This window comes from Microlunatus ginsengisoli (assembly GCF_039537205.1).
Classification (GTDB): Bacteria; Actinomycetota; Actinomycetes; order Propionibacteriales; family Propionibacteriaceae; genus Microlunatus; species Microlunatus ginsengisoli.
The window spans coordinates 172135-192412 of the sequence record NZ_BAABAB010000017.1 but is presented as its reverse complement, the minus strand read 5'-3'; the positions used below and the strand labels follow the sequence as shown (position 1 = coordinate 192412).

The 20278-nt window shown below is 71.0% G+C and carries 17 protein-coding genes; 14 read left to right on the top strand and 3 right to left on the bottom strand.

What is annotated here, in order from left to right; genetic code table 11:
• The first annotated feature begins 42 nt into the window (after positions 1–42).
• The 4 genes from ABD747_RS13390 to ABD747_RS13375 all read left to right on the top strand — a co-directional run bounded on the left by ABD747_RS13390 (position 43) and on the right by ABD747_RS13375 (position 4576).
• Positions 43–2061, top strand: a complete 2019-nt coding sequence (locus ABD747_RS13390) for an aldo/keto reductase (RefSeq protein ID WP_344805269.1) — start codon at positions 43–45, stop codon at positions 2059–2061.
• Between the two features lie 83 nt (positions 2062–2144).
• Positions 2145–2864 carry an SDR family oxidoreductase gene (locus ABD747_RS13385; RefSeq protein ID WP_344805267.1) on the top strand — a complete coding sequence of 240 codons (720 nt, stop codon included), beginning with the start codon at positions 2145–2147 and terminating at the stop codon, positions 2862–2864.
• Positions 2861–3925, top strand: coding sequence for an S-adenosylmethionine:tRNA ribosyltransferase-isomerase (locus tag ABD747_RS13380; RefSeq protein WP_344805265.1), 1065 nt, complete (start codon positions 2861–2863; stop codon positions 3923–3925). The genes ABD747_RS13385 and ABD747_RS13380 overlap by 4 nt, the downstream gene beginning before the upstream one ends.
• An 87-nt stretch (positions 3926–4012) precedes the next feature.
• Positions 4013–4576, top strand: coding sequence for a DUF4395 domain-containing protein (locus tag ABD747_RS13375; protein WP_344805263.1), 564 nt, complete (start codon positions 4013–4015; stop codon positions 4574–4576).
• A 53-nt stretch (positions 4577–4629) separates the two neighbouring features.
• Here the strand turns inward: ABD747_RS13375 and lysS are convergent, their stop codons facing one another.
• Complete coding sequence (gene lysS, locus ABD747_RS13370) at positions 4630–6096, bottom strand: lysine--tRNA ligase (protein ID WP_344805393.1); 1467 nt, start codon at positions 6094–6096, stop codon at positions 4630–4632.
• 152 nt (positions 6097–6248) lie between these two features.
• Here lysS and ABD747_RS13365 point away from each other — a divergent pair, with 152 nt between their 5' ends.
• From ABD747_RS13365 to ABD747_RS13340, 6 genes are all read left to right on the top strand, one after another.
• Positions 6249–6875, top strand: coding sequence for an AAA family ATPase (locus ABD747_RS13365; RefSeq protein ID WP_344805261.1), 627 nt, complete (start codon positions 6249–6251; stop codon positions 6873–6875).
• A 67-nt stretch (positions 6876–6942) separates the two neighbouring features.
• Positions 6943–8646 (top strand): circularly permuted type 2 ATP-grasp protein, encoded by a 1704-nt coding sequence (locus ABD747_RS13360; protein WP_425562525.1) that lies wholly within the window; start codon positions 6943–6945, stop codon positions 8644–8646.
• Complete coding sequence (locus ABD747_RS13355) at positions 8640–9566, top strand: alpha-E domain-containing protein (RefSeq protein ID WP_344805259.1); 927 nt, start codon at positions 8640–8642, stop codon at positions 9564–9566. Before ABD747_RS13360 ends, ABD747_RS13355 begins: the two co-directional genes overlap by 7 nt.
• Before the next feature lies 1 nt (position 9567).
• Positions 9568–10419 (top strand): transglutaminase family protein, encoded by an 852-nt coding sequence (locus tag ABD747_RS13350; RefSeq protein ID WP_344805257.1) that lies wholly within the window; start codon positions 9568–9570, stop codon positions 10417–10419.
• 36 nt (positions 10420–10455) lie between these two features.
• Complete coding sequence (locus ABD747_RS13345) at positions 10456–11391, top strand: YbjQ family protein (protein ID WP_344805255.1); 936 nt, start codon at positions 10456–10458, stop codon at positions 11389–11391.
• 100 nt (positions 11392–11491) lie between these two features.
• Positions 11492–11674, top strand: a complete 183-nt coding sequence (locus ABD747_RS13340) for a DUF5302 domain-containing protein (RefSeq protein WP_344805253.1) — start codon at positions 11492–11494, stop codon at positions 11672–11674.
• 12 nt (positions 11675–11686) lie between these two features.
• Here the strand turns inward: ABD747_RS13340 and ABD747_RS13335 are convergent, their stop codons facing one another.
• The gene (locus ABD747_RS13335; RefSeq protein WP_344805251.1) at positions 11687–12676 is read right to left on the bottom strand and encodes a LacI family DNA-binding transcriptional regulator; all 990 of its coding nucleotides are present in this window, start codon (positions 12674–12676) and stop codon (positions 11687–11689) included.
• A gap of 151 nt (positions 12677–12827) precedes the next feature.
• Here ABD747_RS13335 and ABD747_RS13330 point away from each other — a divergent pair, with 151 nt between their 5' ends.
• The gene (locus ABD747_RS13330) at positions 12828–14765 is read left to right on the top strand and encodes a glycoside hydrolase family 127 protein (protein ID WP_344805248.1); all 1938 of its coding nucleotides are present in this window, start codon (positions 12828–12830) and stop codon (positions 14763–14765) included.
• Positions 14766–14845: 80 nt separating this feature from the next.
• Here ABD747_RS13330 and ABD747_RS13325 read toward each other — a convergent pair whose 3' ends face one another.
• Complete coding sequence (locus tag ABD747_RS13325) at positions 14846–15511, bottom strand: HAD-IA family hydrolase (protein WP_344805246.1); 666 nt, start codon at positions 15509–15511, stop codon at positions 14846–14848.
• 135 nt (positions 15512–15646) lie between these two features.
• Here ABD747_RS13325 and ABD747_RS13320 point away from each other — a divergent pair, with 135 nt between their 5' ends.
• From ABD747_RS13320 to ABD747_RS13310, 3 genes are read left to right on the top strand one after another with little or no spacing between them, the layout of a single operon-like run.
• Positions 15647–16327, top strand: coding sequence for a TetR/AcrR family transcriptional regulator (locus ABD747_RS13320; RefSeq protein WP_344805244.1), 681 nt, complete (start codon positions 15647–15649; stop codon positions 16325–16327).
• The gene (locus ABD747_RS13315) at positions 16327–18066 is read left to right on the top strand and encodes an ABC transporter ATP-binding protein (RefSeq protein WP_344805242.1); all 1740 of its coding nucleotides are present in this window, start codon (positions 16327–16329) and stop codon (positions 18064–18066) included. Before ABD747_RS13320 ends, ABD747_RS13315 begins: the two co-directional genes overlap by 1 nt.
• Positions 18063–20102, top strand: a complete 2040-nt coding sequence (locus ABD747_RS13310) for an ABC transporter ATP-binding protein (protein ID WP_344805240.1) — start codon at positions 18063–18065, stop codon at positions 20100–20102. Before ABD747_RS13315 ends, ABD747_RS13310 begins: the two co-directional genes overlap by 4 nt.
• Positions 20103–20278: the final 176 nt, after the last annotated feature.

The following is a 20278-nucleotide window of genomic DNA, read 5'->3' as shown; positions in this document are numbered from 1 at the left end:
GGTGGCCGCCGGCGATCCAGGCGGCTGACCGATAGTGGTGGGATGGCTGAGAACGATGGGATCCCTCGTCTGCGCTGGGCGGTACTCGGCCCGGGGGCGATCGCCCGCCGGTTCGTCAGCCAGCTGCCGTCCTGTCCCGGGGCGCGGCTGGTGGCCATCGGCAGCTCCGATCCGGCCCGGGCCGCCCGGTTCGCGGCGGAACACGCCGCAGAGATCGGCGCTGACCCGTCCGACCTCCGCACCGGGACGTACGAGGACGTGCTCGGGGACCCCGGGGTGGACGCCGTCTACGTCGCCACGGTGCACACGACTCACCCGCAGCTGACCATCGCCGCCCTGGAGGCCGGCAAGCACGTGTTGTGCGAGAAGCCGCTGGCCGCCAATCACGCCGCCGCGATGGCCATGGCCGAGGTAGCGCGGACGACGGGCCGGACGCTGGTGGAGGCGTACATGTACCGCTTCCACCCCCAGACCCGCCGCGTCCTCGAGCTGGTCGCGGCCGGCGCGGTCGGCGACATGCTGCACATCGATGCCTCCTTCGCGTTCCGGGTCGAGCAGCGGACCGGGCGGCTGTTCGACCCGGGCATCGCGGGCGGCGGCATCCTCGACGTCGGTGGGTACCCGGTGTCGTATGCCCGCGCGGTCGCCGGCGCGGCCACCGGCCGCCCGTTCGCGGAGCCGACGGATGTCCGGGCCCGCGGCACCCTCGGGCCCACCGGCGTGGACGAGTGGGCGGTGGCCGCGCTCACCTTCCCCGGCGGGATCGGCGCGACCGTGCGCACCGGCGTCCGGCTGGACGAGCCCCAGGTGCTCCGGGTATACGGGGCGCGCGGCGTCCTGCACCTCGACGACCCGTGGACCATGGGCACCAGCCAGCGGATCACGATCACGACCACCGAGGGCGGTCCCGAGGTGATCGAGTTCGGCGGCGACCTGCCGTACGGGCTGGAGGCCGAGGGGCTCGCGCGGGCCACCCAGACCGGCGATACGCCACAGATGAGCCTGGACGACTCGCTCGGCAACGCGCGGGCGCTCGACGCCTGGCGGGAGCAACTCGGTCTGCGCTACCCGTTCGAGGCCGACGATGCCGACCTGCCCACCGTGTCCGGCCGACCGCTCCGGGTCAGCGCCGAGGCCGCGATGCCGACCGGCCGGATTCCCGGTGTCGAGCTGGCCGTCTCGCGACTGGTGATGGGCTGCGACAACCAGCAGACCCTGCCGCACGCGTCGGCCGTGTTCGACCACTTCTTCGCGGCCGGTGGCAACACCTTCGACACCGGCTACATCTACGGCGACGGCCGGCAGGAGCGGCTGCTGGGCCGCTGGATCGCCAACCGTGGAGTCCGCGACCGGGTGGCGATCATCGTCAAGGGCGCCCACACCCCGCACTGCGACCCGGAGTCGATCTCGAGCCAGCTCGGCGAGTCGCTCGAGCGGCTCGGCACCGATCATGCCGACCTGTACCTGATGCACCGGGACAACCTCGCCGTCGGTGTCGACGAGTTCGTCGACGTGCTCGATGCCGAGCTGCGGGCCGGGCGGATCCGCGCCTTCGGCGGCTCGAACTGGTCACCGGCACGGATCGACGCCGCCAACGCGTACGCCGAGCGCGCCGGCAGGCACTCGTTCTCGCTGCTCAGCAATCACTTCGGGCTGGCGGAGGCGTACGACGTCCCGTGGGCGGGCTGCGAACACGTCACGGACCCCGCGTCGAAGCGCTGGCTGGTCGAGCGCCAGCTCCCGCTGTTCCCGTGGTCGTCGCAGGCCCGCGGGTTCTTCGCCGGGCGGGCGCACCCCGACGACCGTCGCGACCCGGAACTGGTTCGTTGCTACTACAGCGACGCCAACTTCGAGCGGCTCCGCCGGGCCGAGCACCTCGCCGCCGAGTTCGGCGTCGCCCCGACCGCGATCGCACTGGCGTACGTCCTGCACCAGCCGTTCCCGACCTACCCCCTGTTCGGGCCGCGGACCATCGCCGAGAGCGCCTCGTCGATGGCGGCCCTTCGGGTCCGGCTGACCCCCGACCAGGTCGCCTGGCTGGACCTCCGCGACCCGGCCTGACCCGCTCCCCGGCCGGCTCCCGATCCGATCGATCCGGCGCAAGGCCTTGATCTAAAGTTCACTTCAAGTTCAATACTGGCTGCATGATGTACGCACACGACAACGACGCCCGCACCGCCATCCTGACCGGCGCCTCGGCGGGCCTCGGCCGGGCGCTGGCCCGGCGGCTGGCCGCCGACGGCTGGCGATTGGTCATCGACGGCCGCCGACCCGCACCGCTGGCCGCGGTCCGCGACGAGCTGGCCGAGCACACCACCGTCATCGCGATCGCCGGCGACGTGGCCGACGCCGCGCACCGGGCGAGCCTGGTCGCGGCCGCCGGTGATCGGGTCGATCTGTTGATCAACAACGCCAGCGAGCTGGGAGCCAGCCCGCTACCCCCGCTTCGCGAGATCGCTGCGGCTGTCCTGGATCGCTTGTGGAGCGTGAATGTGATCGCGCCGGTCGCGCTGATCCAGGCCGTGCTGCCGCGACTCGGCTCGGGCGCGGCGGTGATCAACATCTCGTCGGACGCCGCCGTCGAGCACTACCCGACCTGGGGCGGCTACGGCGCATCCAAGGCCGCGCTCGACCACGTGACACTGACGCTGGCGGTCGAGCAGCCGACATATCGCTTCTACGCAGTCGATCCCGGCGACATGCGCACCGCGATGCACCAGGCCGCGTTCCCCGGCGAGGACATCAGCGACCGGCCCGATCCGGCCGACGTCGCGCCCCGGCTCGCCGGGCTGGCGGGGTCCGACCTGCCGAGCGGACGCTACCGCGCCGCCGATCTCCCCGTCCTGGAAGGCAGCCATCGATGACGGTCCTGCACGAGCAGCCCAGCACGCGATTCTCCCCGCCCGCCGACCTGACCGCGGACGCGCCGCCGGAGGCACGTGGCGAGAGGCGCGACAGCGTCCGGATGCTGGTGGGGACACCCGGCGAGCTTCGCCACACCACCTTCACCCATCTCGACCAGTACCTCGAGCCCGGCGACCTGCTGGTGGTCAACACCTCCGCCACGGTTCCCGGGCAGCTCGACGCACGACGCGGCCGGACACCCGTGGTCGTCCACGTCGCGAACCGGCTCGCCGACGGCAGCCGGGTGGTCGAGCTCAGGACGTCGCCGGATGCGGCCCGCCCCGTGCTGGACGGGCGGGCCGGCGAGCGGATCGACCTGCCGGGCGATGCGCTGCTGACCCTGCTGTCGGCCTACCCGCACGAAGGATCCTCCCCGACCGGCGCCGGCAACCGGCTCTGGCGGGCCCGGCTCGACGCAGGCGGGCCGGTCGGCGACTACCTGGCACGTCACGGCAGGCCGATCAGCTACGGCTATCTGCGAGAGCGCTTCCCGATCGAGGACTATCAGACCGTGTTCGCCCTCCATCCCGGCAGCGCCGAGATGCCGTCGGCCGCCCGCCCGTTCACCGCCGAGCTGGTGACCAGGCTGGTCACCCGCGGGATCGCCTTCGCGCCGATCACGCTGCATACGTCGGTCTCCTCCCAAGAGGCCGGCGAGGGTCCGCCGGCCGAGTGGTTCCGGGTGCCGGCCGCCAGCGCCGAGCTGATCAACGCCACCCGCCGGGCGGGACACCGCGTCGTGGCGGTCGGCACCACCGCCACCCGAGCGGTCGAATCGGCCGCGGACATCGACGGACTTGTGCGGGCCGAGTCCGGCTGGACCGAAATCGTGATCTCATCGTTACGGCCCATTCGTACGATCAACGGATTGATCACCGGGTGGCACGACCCGGAGGCCTCACATCTCTTGCTGGTAGAGGCTGTCGCCGGATCGGAGCTCACTCAACGGGCGTACGACGCCGCTGCAGACCACCGCTATCGCTGGCATGAATTCGGGGACTCGGCGCTGCTTCTTCCGTGATCTGGGTCACGAAACTTGATCACAGGAAGCTCACAGGTGGTCGCCGTCCCTTGGCTCAGCCCGCCGGGCGGCTCTAGCCTGTCGATCGTGAGCACTACGGGGGTGCTGGGTTTTCCCAACCCGGTCAACGAGAAGGCGGCGCGCGCCGTGGCAGGCGGCGTCGCGCTGCTCTGCATCCTCACCCTGCTCACCGGCTGGGAGTGGTTGCTCGTCGTGATCGCCGCCGGCTTCCTGGCTCGGGTGCTCACCGGGCCGAGGCTGAGCGTGCTCGGCCAGCTCGCGACCCGGGTGATCGCGCCTCGGCTCGGCGCGCCGATCTGGGTGCCGGGACCGCCGAAGCGGTTCGCCCAGGCGATCGGGCTGACGCTCACCGGACTGGCGGCGATCGCCGGCCTGGGCTTCGGCGCGACGATGCTGGCGTCCGCACTGATCACCGTCGTGCTGGTCTTCGCGCTGATGGAGTCGGTGATCGGCTTCTGCGCCGGCTGCTGGCTGTTCGCCCAGCTGATGCGCGTGGGCGTCATCCCGGCGTCCACCTGCGAGGCGTGCAACGACGTCCAGCGACGCTACGGCCGGCAGCCGGTCGAGGTCGGACCGCTGCAGACGCCGACCACGGCATGGAAGGCCGAGTCCACCTCCCAGGCCGAATAGCAGCGCCGGCCGGATAGCAACGCCGTCGAGTAGAACGCCAGCAGGCGGGCGGGTCAGTCCTCCGGGCGGAGCAGCGGGAACAAGATCGTTTCCCGGATCCCCGCATTGGTGAACAGCATCACCAGCCGGTCGATCCCCAGGCCGAGACCGCCCATCGGGGGCGCGCCGAACTCCAGCGCGGCCAGGAAGTCCTCGTCCAGCTGCATCGCCTCCGGATCGCCCGCGGCGGCAGCGAGCGACTGTGCCGTCAGCCGCTCCCGCTGGATCACCGGGTCGATCAGCTCGGAGAACCCGGTGCCGCGCTCGAGACCACCGATCATCAGGTCCCACGCCTCGATCAGGTCCGGGTCGCTGCGGTGCGGCCGGGCGAGCGGCTGGGCCGCCGGCGGATAGTCGCAGACGAATGTCGGCTGGATCAGCGTCGGTTCGACCAGCTCACCGAACAGTTCCATCACGATCTTCTGCTCGTCCCAGGCCGGATCGAGCGGGATGTCGTGTCGCTCGGCGATCTTGCGCAACTGTTCCGCGGCGATCTGCGGGGTGATCTCCTCGCCCACCACCTCGGACAGCCCCGGATAGACGCCGAGCCAGCGCCAGTCACCGTCGAGATCGATCTCGCCGGCCGGCGTGCTGATCACCCGGGATCCGAGCAGGTCGGCCACGTCCAGGATGATCTTCTTGATGACCTGGGCGATGCTGGTTTGATCACCCCAGGCCTGATAGACCTCGAGCATCGTGAATTCCGCGCTATGGGTGGAGTCGATGCCCTCGTTGCGGAAGATCCGGCCCAGCTCGTACACCTGCTCGACCCCGCCGACCACCGCCCGCTTGAGGAACAGCTCGAGCGCGATCCGCAGCGTCATGTCGGTGTCGAACGCGTTCAGGTGGGTGTTGAACGGACGGGCGTGGGCGCCGCCGTGGACGAGCTGGAGGACCGGCGTTTCGATCTCCACGAATCCCATGGCGTGCAGCGACTCCCGCACGCTCCGGGTGATCGCCGCCCGGGTCCGGACCATGTCGCGGGCCGCCTCCCGGACCACCAGGTCGGCGTAGCGCTGCCGGACCCGCGTCTCGTCGGACAGCTCCTTGTGCAGCGTCGGCATCGGCCGGAGCGCCTTGCTGGCCAGCTGCCACGAGGTCGCCAGCACCGACAGCTCGCCGCGCTTGGACGAGATCACCCGGCCGGTGACGGAGACGAAGTCACCGAGATCGACATCGGCCTTCCAGCGCGCCAGCGATTCCTCGCCGACCTCGGCCAGCGACAGCATCACCTGCAGCCGTTCGCCCGACGAGTCCAGCGACAGGCCCTCCTGCAGGGTGGCGAAGCAGAGCTTGCCGGTATTGCGCACGAACACCACCCGGCCGGTCACCGAGACGACGTCCTCGGTCTCCTCGCCGGTGGCCAGCCCGGCCCACCGGGCCCTCACCTCGGCCAGCGTGGACGTCCGGGGCACGTCGACCGGGAACGGCTCGCCGCCCTCGGCGATCAGCCGGTCCCGCTTCTCCCGCCGAACCCTGATCTGTTCGGGCACGCTCTCGTCCGCTGGCACCGGCCCAGCCTATTCGGACTGGCGTGTTCGGACCGGGCCCGCTCCGCCGGACCGGGCAGCGTCGCGCAGGTCACGGCTCACCCACAGGCGGCGCTTGGGTGGCTCCCGCATCCTTGAACGTCATGAGCGCCGGATCCGCCCCGACCCGAGACGACGCCGCTGCCGCTGTCGCGAGCTCCGGCGCGGCCCGCCGGTCCACGACCCCGGACCTGATCTGTGTCGGCGGCATTCCCGGTGCCGGGAAGACCACCGCCATCCGGGCCGCGCGCCGTCAGCTCCCCGAGCTGATCGCCATCGACCCCGAGGACGTCTACCGCCCGCTGCGCGCCGCCATCGGCGCCGCCGTGCCCTACCGCGCCTGGCGGTGGCTGGTGCACGGGCTCCACACCGCCCGCCTGCTCGGCCACCTCGTCATGGGCCCGAGCAGCGGCCGGGTGCTCGTCGTGCACGAGCCGAGCACCCGGTCACGGCGGCGGCTCCGGTTCGTCCAGGCCGCGCGCCGGCTGGGCTGGCAACCGGCCCTGCTGTACGTCGACACCGGCCCCGAGCTGTCCCGGACCGGCCAGGTCGAGCGCGGCCGCGTGCTGCCGGCCGCGTCGTTCGACCGGCACTGCGCCCGCTGGGCCCGGCTGGCGGCCGATCTCGACGATCACCCGGCAGATCTCGACCGGGGCAGCTGGTCGCAGGTGCTGCTGACCGACCGGGCCGGAGCCGCGGCGGCGATCCGCCGGCTCTGCCGCGGAGTCTGATCGGGCTCGCCGACACCGGTCGAGGTGTTACGTCGCGGTAATACTCGGCTGAGTAAGGTTCTGCGCCATGAAGGACGTCTTGGCGAGCTACCGTGCGGGGGTCGCGTTCGACGAGATGATCGACGAGTCCGGCGAGGTCCGGCCGTCGTACCAGGCAGTCTTCCGATCGCTGGAGCGCGCCACCAAGGACGAGCTCAAGGTGATCGCGGAATTCCTGGCCAACAACTACTTCCAGGCCGGCGTGACCTTCGACGTGGGCGGGGTGGAGAGGCCGTTCCCGCTCGACCTCGTGCCGCGGGTGATCGCGTCGGCGGAGTGGGAGACGATCGAGTCCGGCGTGGCCCAGCGGGTGAAGGCGCTGGAGGCGTTCCTCGCCGACGTCTACTCCGATGCCCGGGTGATCAGCGACGGTGTCATCCCGCGCCAGCTGGTCACCTCCTCGACCCACTACCACCGGGCGGTCTGGGGGATCGAGCCGCCGAACGGCGTCCGGGTCCACGTCGCCGGGGTCGACCTGGTCCGCACCCCGGCCGGGGACGTACGCGTGCTGGAGGACAACGTCCGGGTGCCGAGCGGCGTGTCGTACGTGATGACGAACCGCACCGCCATGCTCACCGCCATGCCGGCCGCGTTCAGCAACCAGCGGATCCGCCCGGTCGGCAGCTACCCGCAGCGACTGCTGACCGCCCTGCGCAACGCGGCGCCGCACGGCGTGGATGACCCGAACGTCGTCGTCCTCACCCCTGGCGTCTACAACTCCGCTTACTTCGAACACACCCTGCTCGCCCGCACGATGGGCGTCGAGCTGGTCGAGGGCCGCGATCTGGAGTGCCGGCGCGGCAAGGTGTACATGCGCACCACCGAGGGCCTGCAACGGGTCGACGTGATCTATCGCCGGCTCGACGACGACTTCATGGACCCGGTGCACTTCCGCAGTGACTCGATGCTCGGCATCCCGGGCATCGTGAACGCGGTGCGGACCGGCGGCGTCGCGCTGGCCAACGCGATCGGCAACGGTGTCGCCGACGACAAGCTGATCTATACCTACGTCCCCGACCTGATCCGCTACTACCTGCACGAAGAGCCGATCATCCGCAACATCGACACCTGGCGGCTGGAGGAGGACGACGCCCGCGCCGAGGTGCTGGACCGGCTGGACGAGCTGGTGGTGAAGCCGGTGGACGGCTCCGGCGGCAAGGGCATCGTGATCGGCCCGCACGCCAGCCGCGAGGAGCTGGACGCGCTGCGCCGGCGGGTGGTGGCCGATCCGCGCGGCTGGATCGCGCAGCCGCTGGTGCAGCTGTCCACCGTGCCGACGTTCATCAACGACACGCTCGCACCCCGGCACGTCGATCTGCGGCCGTTCGCGGTCAACACCGGCGACGACGTGTACGTCCTGCCCGGCGGGCTCACCCGGGTCGCGTTGCCCGAGGGCGAGCTGGTGGTGAACAGCAGCCAGGGCGGCGGCAGCAAGGACACCTGGGTGCTCAGCGCCCCGCTGCACCACCCGCCGCGCGACGCCGAGGACGAGGACGAGGAGGAGGAGTCCACTGAGGACGACCTGGAGGTCGACGAGGTGGCGGACGCGGAGACCGAGCCCAAGCCGGTTCCGCCGCGGCAGCCGGTCGTGCCGATGGTGATCAGCAGACCGCCGGGTCTGGCGCCCGACCTGGTCCGCCGGGGGGAGCCGCAGCAGGAGCAGCAGCAGCAGAGCCCGGCCACCCGCGCCGAGCCGGTCGAGGTGCGGCGCGAGGGAGATCACCCGTGCTGAGCCGGATCGCCGAGGCATTGTTCTGGATCGGCCGCTACGTCGAGCGCGCCGACGACACGGCCCGGCTGCTGCAGACCCATCTGCGCGTGATGCTGGAGACGAATCCGGCCTCGGAGAGCGAGTCGTGCGCGAACCTGCTCGCGCTGATGGGCATCGACGACATCGAGCACCCCGGCAAGGACGACCTGCTCCGGGTGCTCGGCTACGACGCGCGGGAATCGAGCTCGATCTTCGCCTGCTGGGCCGCCGCCCGGGACAACGCCCGCCGAGCCCGCGAGGTGATCCCGGCGGAGCTGTGGCAGTGCATCAACACCACCTGGCACAACCTGCCCTCCGGCCGGTTGCAGCTCAGCCAGGCGCACGGGTTCTGCGACTGGGCCCGTGAACGGAGCGCCCTGTTCTCCGGGCTGGCGCGGACCACGATGGTCCGCGACGACGGCTGGCAGTATCTGCTGCTCGGCCGCAGCCTCGAGCAGGCCGACATGACCTCCCGGATGGTGGCCTCCGCCGCCCCGGCCACCGGCACCACCCAGTGGCCCCAGGTGCTGCGCGGCGCGGGCGGCCATGACGCATTCCTGCGGACCTATCGCGGCGTGCACTCCGATGCCGGCGCGGCCGAGTTCTTGATCGTCGACGCGCGCTTCCCGCGTTCGGTGATGCACGGCTTGGTGGCCGCTTCGGACTGCCTGGACAAGGTCTCCACGACGAAGCCCGCGCACGCCGCGACCGAGCAGGCCCAGCGCCGGCTCGGCCGGCTCCGGGCTCACCTGGAGTACGCGTCGATCGACGAGGTCGTGGCCGACCTGGAGGCGGAGATGACTCGAGTCCAAGACGTCTGCGCCGAGGTCTCCGACATCGCCGCGTCCGCGTTCTTCGCCGCCGCCGACCCACGGGCCTGGATCAGGGAAGGGACCCGCTGAGATGCGGATCAGCATCGACCACAAGACCGGCTTCCGCTACGCGACGTCGGTGGCGTCGTCCTACAACGAGGCCCGGATGACGCCCGCGACGACCAGCCACCAGACGGTCTGGACCAGCCGCGTCGGCATCGAGCCCACCGCGTGGAGCTTCACCTTCACCGACTACTGGGGAACCCAGGTCACCACGTTCGAGCTGCACGAGCCGCACAAGCGGCTGACCGTGCATGCCCAGTCCGTGGTCGAGACCCGCGGCGACGAGCAGCCGTGGGACTCCACCCGTCAGGTGCCCAGCAACGATCTGGGCTGGGCCGCTCTCAACGACCGCGGTGTGATCGACTCGATGGCGGAGTTCCTCACCGTGAACGAACGCACCACGCCACCCGAGGAGCTGGCCGCGCTCGCCGCGGAGCGGGCCGACCAGCCGCCCCGACTGGCTGCGCTCGACGTGTGCCGGCTGATCGCCGAGCGGCTGAGCTATGAGACCGGGTCGACCACCGTCACCAGCAGCGCGGCCGAGGTCTGGTCCCAGGGTCGCGGGGTCTGCCAGGACTACACCCATCTGGCGTTGGGCGCGCTGCGCTCGATCGGTCTGCCGGCGCGCTACGTCTCCGGCTACCTCCATCCGGGCAGTGCACAGCCCAACACCACCGTCAGCGGCGAGAGCCACTCCTGGATCGAGTGGTGGTGCGGCAGCTGGGTCGCCTATGACCCGACCCTGGCCGGCCGGATCACCGACGCGTACGTCCGGGTCGGGCACGGCCGGGACTACGGCGACGTCGCCCCGCTGCGCGGGACGTACTCCGGCGGCAGGTCCGAGATGTTCGTGACGGTGGAGATGACCCAGCTGGGTTGACGCCGGCCGGCGCCCGGCCGTGGATAGGTTGTCGCCATGAGCAACTACGGCCAGCAGCCCAACCCGTACGGGCAGAACCAGCCCGGCCAGAACCAGCCCGGGAATCCGTACGGCCAGGGCCAGCAACCGTACGGCCAGCCGCAGCAGCCGTACGGCCAGCCGTCGGGCCAGCAGCCGTGGGGACCTCCGCAGCAGCCGGGTCAGGGCCCGGGTCAGCAGCCGTGGGGCCAGCCCGGACCCCAGCAACCCGGACCCCAGCAACCCGGACCACAGCAGCCGTACGGCCAGCCCGGTCAGAACCCCTACGGCCAGCAGGGTCCCCGGCCCGGCCCGCAGCAGGGTCCCGGGCCGCAACAGGGCCCTGGTCAGCCGCCCGGCTGGACACCACAGCCCGCCAGCGTGGCCCGCCCGGTCCTGCCGGCCCGGGCGATCCCGGTGGTGTCGGTGGCCGCCGTGCCCGGTCGCGAGATCGCGGCGGTGCTCGGCGACGTGGTCGGCGTGGTGGTCCGGCCGCGCGAGCTGCCACCGGAGCTGCGGGCCGGCAACCCGTTGGACGGCTACGCGACCATGCTGACCCGGTCCCGGCAGGACGCGGTCACCAAGATGATCGACATGGCGGTCGGCGCGGGTGCCGACGCGGTGGTCGGCTTCGGCTACGACTGCAGCGAGATCACCCAGTCGCTGAGCGAGGTCGCGGCCTTCGGCACCGCGGTCAAGCTCGCGCCGGAGGCGGAGGTGCTGGCGACCGCGACCGCCGAGTCGGGCGCCGCTGCCGCCTCGGAGCCCGGGTCGAACGCTGCCCCCGGCGAGACCGGCGCCGGCGAGGAGGATCCGTTGCGTGACGAGGCCGGCTCGGCCACCACGCTCAGCCGGCCCGCCTCGTCCGCGACACCGAGCAGCTCGCCGCGATCGGGCGGCACGCAGGGTGGCGACCGGTCGTGGCCGCCGAGCAGCTGGCCGTCGCAGAGTTAGTGCCAGCGGCTCGCACACCTTCGAGTCGTCAGCGACAACTCCGGGGTGGCGACGTGGGGGTGGCCGCGGCCGGCCGCGGCCGGTCGGGTGAGAATGGACCATGAGCGCTGACCAGAACGAGAAGGCGGTCGACCCGGCCGAGGAGACCAAGCGCAAGTTCCGCGAAGCACTGGAGGCGAAGAAGGGCCGGCGGGGCGAGGACCACATCGACGACGGTCCGCAGCACGTGCACGGACACGGCCCGGTCGACGCGAAGCGGACGTTCCGGCGCAAGACCGGCTAGCCGGCCCGGCCGTCAGGCACCCACGCTCGACTCCCGGATCACCAGCCGCGGCGCGATCTGGTGCCGGCCGGGCCTGACCTCGCCGGCGATCGCATCGAGCAGCAGGGCGGCGGCCTGCCGGCCCAGCTGCTGCAGCTCCAGATCGACTGTGGTCAGCGGCGGTCGGCACGCCAGCGCCATCACATCCCAGTTGTCGAAGCCGACCACGGCCACGTCGTCGGGCACCCGGAGATCGGCCTCGCGCAGTCCGTCGCACGCCCCGCGGGCGATCTGATCGCTGCCGCAGAGGATCGCGTCGACCTCCTCGCCGCGGCGGATCAGGCTCGTGGCGGCAAGCCGCCCCCACCGCTCGCTCCACTCGCCGAACTGCACCGGTCCGGCCGGCGCCAAGCCCTGCCCGGACAGCGTGGCGACAACGGCGTCGGCCCTGGTGCGGGCGGCGAGATGCGACGGCGGGCCGGTGATCACCGCCACCCGACGGCGGCCCAGACCGAGCACGTGCTCGGCCGCCAGCCGGGCCCCGCCGGCGTCGTCGACCACGATCGAGGTCGCGGCCGGGTCGGCGCACGGCCGGAAGACGTACACCACCGGAAGTGAGTTCGGCACCTCGACCGGCACCCGCGGCTCGGTCCGGCGTCCGGTCAGGATCAGGCCGTCGACCTGACGTGCCACCAGGGTCCGGAGATAGTGCCGCTCGCGGAGCGGGTCGTCCCGCGTGTCGCAGAGCAGCACCGCCATCTCCCCGGCGCCCATCGCATCCTCCACGCCGAGCATCACCGGCAGGCTGAACCGGCCGAAGCTGTCCGTGGTCAGCAGCCCGACCGTGAAGCTGCGGCCGAGGGACAGCGCTCGGGCCAGCCCGTGCGGGCGGAAGCCGAGCTCGGCGGCGGCCCGGTGCACCCGGTCGCGGGTCTCCGCTCGCAGCTGACCGGTCCCGTTCAGCGCCTTCGACGCGGTGCCCGGACTCACGCCGGCGCGGATCGCGACATCGCTGATCCGCACCGGTCTCGTTTCGGAACGCATTTCCGGGCGCCCTTTCCGCCAGTGGCTCCTGCGCGAGTGATCCTAGCGGCTTGACGAGCGCCGACGCAGCTCTCTACAGTCGACGGAAACCGCTTTCCTTCATTCCGTGAATCGACCGAGAGATCGCCCCGTGACTGCTTCGCCGACCGCCGGACCGATCCGGCCGCGGACCGCTGCCCACCTCGCCTTCACCGCCGGATCCGGCGGAACGGTGGGTGCCGGGCTCTGGGCCGATCGCCGCCGGATCAACCGGGAGGTGAGCGTCCCCGGCGCGTGGGACCGGCTGCACGAGGCGGGCAACTTCCACAACCTCGAGCTGGCGGCCGGCCTGGCCGAGGGGACGTACGTCAACGACCTGCCGTTCCTGGACAGCGACGTCTACAAGTGGCTGGAGGCGATCGGCTGGGTGTTCGCCGACCCCGACCTCGACCTGGAGCTGGCCCACCGATTGAGCGAGCAGCTGCGTGAGACGGCAGACCTGCTCGCCGCCGCCCAGCAGCCCGACGGCTACCTGGACTCGCACTTCCAGGTCCGCTTCCCCGGCGAGCGCTTCGTCCAGCTGCCCTGGGGGCACGAGCTGTACTGCGCCGGGCACCTGATCCAGGCAGCGGTCGCGCTGCACCGGACGACCGGGAACGAGCAGGTGCTCGGCGTCGCCCGGCGGTTCGCCGACCTGGTGGTGACCAGCTTCGGCACCGGGCCTACCCAGGTCGACGGCGTCTGCGGGCATCCCGAGATCGAGACCGCTCTGGTCGAGCTCCACCGGGAGACCGGCGACGAGCGCTATCTCGCCACCGCGAGCTACTTCGTCGACCGGCGCGGCCACGGGCTGCTCGGCGAAGGCCGGTTCGGCCGGCACTACTGGCAGGACCATCTGCCGATCCGGGAGGCGCCTGGGGTGGCCGGGCACGCCGTCCGCCAGCTGTACCTGCTGGCCGGCGCCGCCGACGTCTACGCCGAGCAGGGCGACCCGGCCCTGCTCGCGGCGGTCGAGCGGCTGTGGACCGAGATGGCGGCGACCAAGACCTACCTGACCGGCGGCGTCGGCGCCCATCACACCGACGAGGCGTTCGGCGACCCGTACGAGCTGCCGAGCGAGCGCAGCTACTGCGAGACCTGCGCGGCGATCGCGTCGATCCAGTTCTGCTGGCGGATGCTGATGATCACCGCCGAGGCGAAGTACGCCGACCTGCTGGAACGCACCCTCTACAACGGCTTCCTGGCCGGTACGTCGCTGGACGGCCAGTCCTACATCTACGCCAACCCGCTCCAGGTGCGCGACGACCATCTTGCCGCCGGGGACGACCAGGACTATCGCCGGGTGCCGTGGTTCCATTGCGCCTGCTGCCCGCCGAACGTGATGCGGCTGATCGGTTCGCTGCAGCACTACGTGCTGCTCGGGGGCGAACGGCGGGTCGCTGTGCACCAGTACGTCTCGGGCCGCTTCACCGCGCCCGTCGCCGGCGGTGAGGCGACCGTGCAGGTGACCACCGGCTATCCGTGGGACGGCCGGGTCGCGATCCGGATCGTGGATGCGCCGGGAACGGACTGGGAGCTCGCTCTCCGCATTCCGGCCTGGGCCGCCGGCGCCCGGCTCAGCGTCGGCGGGGAACCGGTGGCGACGGCGCCGAGCAACGGCTGGTGGCTGGTGTCGATGAGCGGCGCGGCCGATCGGGAGATCGTGCTGGAGCTGCCGCTGACCGCGCGGTTCACCACCGCCGACCCGAGGGTCGACGCGATCCGCGGCACGGTCGCGATCGAGCGCGGACCGCTCGTCTACTGCCTCGAGTCGGCCGACCATCCCGGTCAGCGGCTGGACGACGTCGTGATCGACCCGGGTGTCCGACCCGAACCGGTCGCCGGTGACGGCATGCTGGCCGGGATCACGACGCTGCGGGTGTCCGGCCGGGCCCGGAGCCGGCCGGCGGACGCCGGGCCCTGGCCGTACCGCGAGCTCGGCGACCACGGCCTCGAACTCAGCGAGCCCATCGCGCTGACCGCCGTGCCCTACTACGCCTGGGGCAACCGGACCCCCGGCGCCATGCGAGTCTTCCTCCCGCTCGCCTGACCCTGGCCACGGCCCCAAACCCGCGAGTTGTCAGGTTCTCAGCGCGCTATAGCGCGCTGAGAACCTGACAACTCGGCTGGCTAGGAGGCGGACTCGATTCTGATCCGGCCGTCCGTCGGGACCAGCCGGACGGCCGACAGGTCCGAGATCACCAGGTCGGCCGCGGCGAGGTCGTCCGCGTCGACGGTGGTGGCCACGGCGAGCGCCGCGCAGCCCGCCGAGCGCGCCGCCTGCACCCCGGCCGGGGCGTCCTCGATCACCAGGCAGTCCGCCGGGTCGATGCCGAGCCCCCGGGCCGCGGCCAGGAACGGGTCCGGGTTCGGCTTGCCCCGCTCGACGTCGTCGGCGGTGACCAGCACGTCGGGCGCGACGATGCCCGACAGCCGGAGCCGGGCCGCCGCCAGCGGCCGAGTGCAGGAGGTGGCGATCGCGTGCGGAGCGGCCACCACGGCGTCGAGCGCCTCGCGCGCGCCGGGCATCAGCGCGATCTCCTCGAGGTCGGCGAGCTCCAGCTCGTTGATCCTGGCCAGCGCGCTGTCGTACTGGTGGTCCGGCAGCACCGCCGCCACCACCCCGGCGGCGGGCACGCCGTGATGGAAGAGCAGGTCCTCCGGGGTGATGCCGTGCTCGACCGCCCAGGTCCGCCACGACCGCATCACGGCCGGCGTCGAATCGATCAGGGTGCCGTCCATGTCGAAGATCACGGCGGCGAAGGTGCGGTCGGCCAGCGGCCCCAAGTCGGTCACGGCACTTTTCTACCAACCTGGGTCGACGTGCGGAGAGCGTACGCCCGCACCGCCCGTCGTCCGGGGCCGATCGTCGCCTCGCCATGACAAAACTCACTTGTCTGAGTGAGCACTCACTCATTACTCTGGCTGATCGTGGCACGAGCAACTCCCCTGCCGCCCGACGAGCGACGGGCGGCAATCATCGCGGCAACGACGCCGCTGCTGCGCGAGCGCGGCCGGGAGGTCAGCACTCGCGAGATCGCCGAGGCGGCCGGGATCGCGGAGGGCACCATCTTCCGCGTCTTCGCCTCCAAGGAGGAGCTGATCGACGCGGTGCTCGACGACGCGTTCGATCCGTCCGCCAGCTATCAGGCGCTGCTGGACATCGACCCCGCTCTGCCGTTGCAGACCAGGGTCGCCAACGCGGTCGCGATCCTGCAGCAGCGAATGAACCGGGTCTTCGGCCTGGTCTACGCCCTCGGCTTCCGGCAGCCGCCGGACGCCGAGCAGCGGCGGCGACCGCCCCGGCCCGACCGGGCGCTGGAGACCGGCATGCTGGCCGCCGTGCTGGCCCCGGACGCCGCCCGGCTCAAGCTCGACCCGGAGCGCGCGGCGTCGATGCTCGGCGCGTTCGTGCTCGCGCTCAGCCATCCGATGCTGCGCGGCGCCTGCCTGGACGAGGCCGGCCCGGACCCGCTGGAGATCGCCGAGTTGTTCCTGCACGGCGTCGCCGCGCCCGCCGCGGGCGCGCCGCGCGCCGACACCCTGCCCACCGATCTGTTGTCGTCCCCGTCGCTTCGCGACCCGTCGTTCCCGCACGCGGAAGGATGCTGATGCTCTTCCTCACCCTCAGGACGTTCCTGCGGCCATACAAGGGTCTACTGACCGCCGTGCTGATCTTGTCGTTGATCGGCACGATGGCGGCCCTCTATCTGCCCAGCCTGAACGCGCGGATCATCGACGACGGCGTCACCAAGGGCGACACGGATCTGATCTGGCACGTCGGCGGGATCATGCTCGCGGTCAGCGCGGTGCAGGCGATCGGCTCGATGAGCGCGGTGTACTTCGGAGCGAAGGCGGCGATGGCATTCGGCCGCGACGTCCGCGGCTCGATCTTCCACCACGTGATGTCGTTCTCGTCGCGCGAGCTCAACCGGTTCGGCGCGCCGTCCTTGATCACCCGCAACACCAACGATGTCCAGCAGGTCCAGATGCTGGTGATGATGGCCTGCACCATGCTGCTGTCGGCCCCGATCACGATGGTCGGTGGCATCGTGATGGCGATCCGCGAGGACGCCGGGCTGTCCTGGTTGGTCGCCGTCGCCGTTCCGTTGCTGGCTGCCGCGGTGGCATTGATCATCAGCCGGATGCGTCCACTGTTCAAGATCATGCAGGGCCGGATCGACACGGTGAACCGCGTGCTCCGCGAGCAGATCACCGGCATCCGCGTCGTCCGGGCATTCGTCCGGGAGCCCTATGAGACCGCACGCTTCGCGATGGCGAACGCCGAGGTCACCGAAACCGCTACGTCGGTCGGGCGGCTGATGGCGTCGATGTTCCCGGTCGTGATGTTCATCCTGAACCTGTCCAGCGTCGCCGTGCTCTGGTTCGGCGCCCACCGGATCGAAAGCGGGCAGATGCAGATCGGCTCGCTCACCGCGTTCCTGACCTACATGATCCAGATCCTGATGTCGGTCATGATGGCGACGTTCCTGTTGGTGCTCGCCCCGCGGGCGATGGTCTGTGCGGAACGGATCCAGGAGGTGCTCCAGACCGAGTCGAGCGTCAGCGCGTCGGGCTCGCCGATCACGACGACCGCCGAGCACGGGACCGTCGAGTTCGGCAGTGCGACCTTCACCTATCCAGGCGCCGACCACCCCGTCCTGCGGAACGTGTCGTTCACCGCCCAACCCGGCCAGACGACCGCCATCATCGGCTCCACCGGATCCGGGAAGACGACCCTGGTCTCGCTGATCCCGCGACTGTTCGACGCCACCAGCGGTTCGGTCCGGGTGGACGGCGTGGAGGTCCGCGACCTCGATCAAGAGGCACTGTGGAGCAGGATTGGCCTGGTTCCGCAAAAGCCGTACCTCTTCTCCGGCACCGTCGCGAGCAATCTGCGGCACGGCAACCCGGAGGCCACCGACGAGGAGTTGTGGGACGCGCTGCGGATCGCCCAGGCCGCCGACTTCGTGGAGGCGATGTCGGGCGGGCTCGATGCGCCGATCAGCCAGGGTGGCACGAACGTGTCGGGCGGGCAGCGGCAACGACTGTCCATCGCCCGAGCGCTGGTCCGCAAACCCGAGATCTACATCTTCGACGACTCGTTCTCCGCGCTCGACGTGGCGACCGATGCGCGACTCCGGGCGGCGCTGAAAGCGGAGATCACCGACGCGGCCGTGATCATCGTCGGCCAGCGGGTGGCAACCATCGCCGACGCGGACACCATCCTCGTCCTCGAAGACGGCGCGATCGTCGGACAAGGCACGCACGACGAACTGCTGTCGACCTGTCTCACCTACGCCGAGATCGTCGATTCCCAACTGAGTGCAGAAGAGGCGGCGGCCGCATGAGCGCGCGTCCAGTGAGCGAGCCGGTCCGCAAGTCGGCCGAGCGGCCGAAGTACGCCCCCCAACAGCGCGGTCACGGACCGTTCGGCGGTCCCGGTGCGGTGGAGAAGTCGATCAACTTCGGTCCGTCGATGCGCCGGCTGATCGGCCACCTGCACCCGGAACGGGCGCTGCTGATCCTGGTCATCCTGCTCGCCGTCGTCGGCATCGCGATGAACGTTGTGGGTCCGAAGATCCTCGGCCGGGCCACCGACGTGATCTTCACCGGCGCGGTCGGCAAGCAGCTCCCGCCGGGAGCGACCAAGGAACAGGTCGTCGACGGCCTGCGGGCCCAGGGGCAGGACACCTTCGCCGACATGGTGCAGCGGCTCGACGTCGTACCGGGCGTGGGGATCGATTTCACCCTGCTCGGCGAGATCTTGCTGCTCGCCCTTGTCCTGTACGCGCTGTCCAGCCTCTTCCTGTGGTTCCAGGGGTATCTGCTCAACGGCATCGTGCAGCGGTCCATCTACCGGATGCGCGAAGAGGTTGAGGCGAAGCTCAACCGGCTGCCGCTGTCCTACTTCGACCGGCAGCCGCGCGGCGAGGTGCTCAGCCGGGTGACCAACGACATCGACAACATCTCCCAGACTCTGCAACAGACGCTGAGCCAGTTGCTCACCGCGCTGCTCAGCATCGTCGGCGTGACGCTGATGATGTTCCTGATCTCGCCGACCCTCGCGCTGATCGCGCTGATCACGATCCCGGTGGCGGTCGGGATCACCACGGTGATCGGCAAACGCGCCCAGGGGCACTTCGTGATGCAGTGGAAGACCACCGGCGAGCTGAACGGCCAGATCGAGGAAGCGTTCACCGGACACGCGCTGGTGAAGGTCTTCGGCCAGCAGCGCTCGGTCGAGCAGCGGATGGCGGAGAAGAACGAGGGGATGTTCAAGGCGAGCTTCGCCGCCCAGTTCATCTCCGGGTTGATCATGCCGTCGATGATGCTGATCGGGAACCTGAACTACGTGATCATCGCGGTGCTCGGGGGACTGCGGGTGGCGAGCGGGACCATGAACATCGGCGACGTGCAGGCGTTCATCCAATACACCCGGCAGTTCACCCAGCCGCTGACCCAGGTCGCGTCGATGGCGAACCTACTCCAGTCCGGAGTGGCATCGGCCGAGCGCGTCTTCGAGATCCTCGATACCGACGAGCAGACCGCGGAGGAGGCCGGCGTGCTCGCGCCGACCGAGGGCCGGATCGAGTTCGAGCACGTCTCGTTCAGCTACGACCCGGACAAGCCGCTGATCTCCGACCTGTCCCTGGTCGCCGAGCCGGGCAGCACGGTTGCCATCGTCGGCCCGACCGGCGCGGGAAAGACGACCCTGGTGAACCTGATCATGCGGTTCTACGAGCTGGACGCGGGCCGGATCACGCTGGACGGGGTGGACATCGCCGCAGTCCCCCGGTCCGCCCTCCGGGCGAACATCGGGATGGTGCTGCAGGACACCTGGCTGTTCCACGGCACCATCCGGGACAACATCGCCTACGGCCGCCCCGACGCGACCGAGGCCGAGATCCACGCGGCCGCGGAGGCGACGTACGTCGACCGCTTCGTGCACTCGCTGCCGGACGGATACGACACCGTCATCGACGAGGAGGGCAGCAACATCAGCGCGGGCGAAAAGCAGCTGCTGACCATCGCCCGCGCCTTCCTGGCCGACCCGGCGCTGTTGATCCTGGACGAGGCCACCAGCTCGGTGGACACCCGCACCGAGGTGCTGGTGCAGCGAGCGATGGCGGCACTGCGCTCGGATCGCACCAGCTTCGTCATCGCCCACCGGCTCTCCACGATCCGCGACGCCGACGTGATCCTGGTGATGGAGCACGGATCGATCGTCGAGCAGGGGAACCATCACGAGCTGCTGGAGGCACGCGGGCACTACTGGGCGCTCTACAACTCCCAGTTCGCCGGCGCGATCGAGGAGGAGATCCCCGCGCCGCGGGGCACGGGCGCGAGCGCCGGTCGGGTGCCCGCCGGGGCACGGATGCGCTGACGTGGCGGGCGGCCTGGTGCCCGTCACCGACGAGCACTGCTCCCTCGTCGAGCCGGAATGATCATGCGCAGCGGGCGGCGGGCGGCCGGTCGGTGACGACGGAGCAACCGTCGTCGGCCCACCGGGAAACTCTGCCCGGCAGCTCGGTCGCTGTGGCCGCCCGGGGAGCCGGGCGC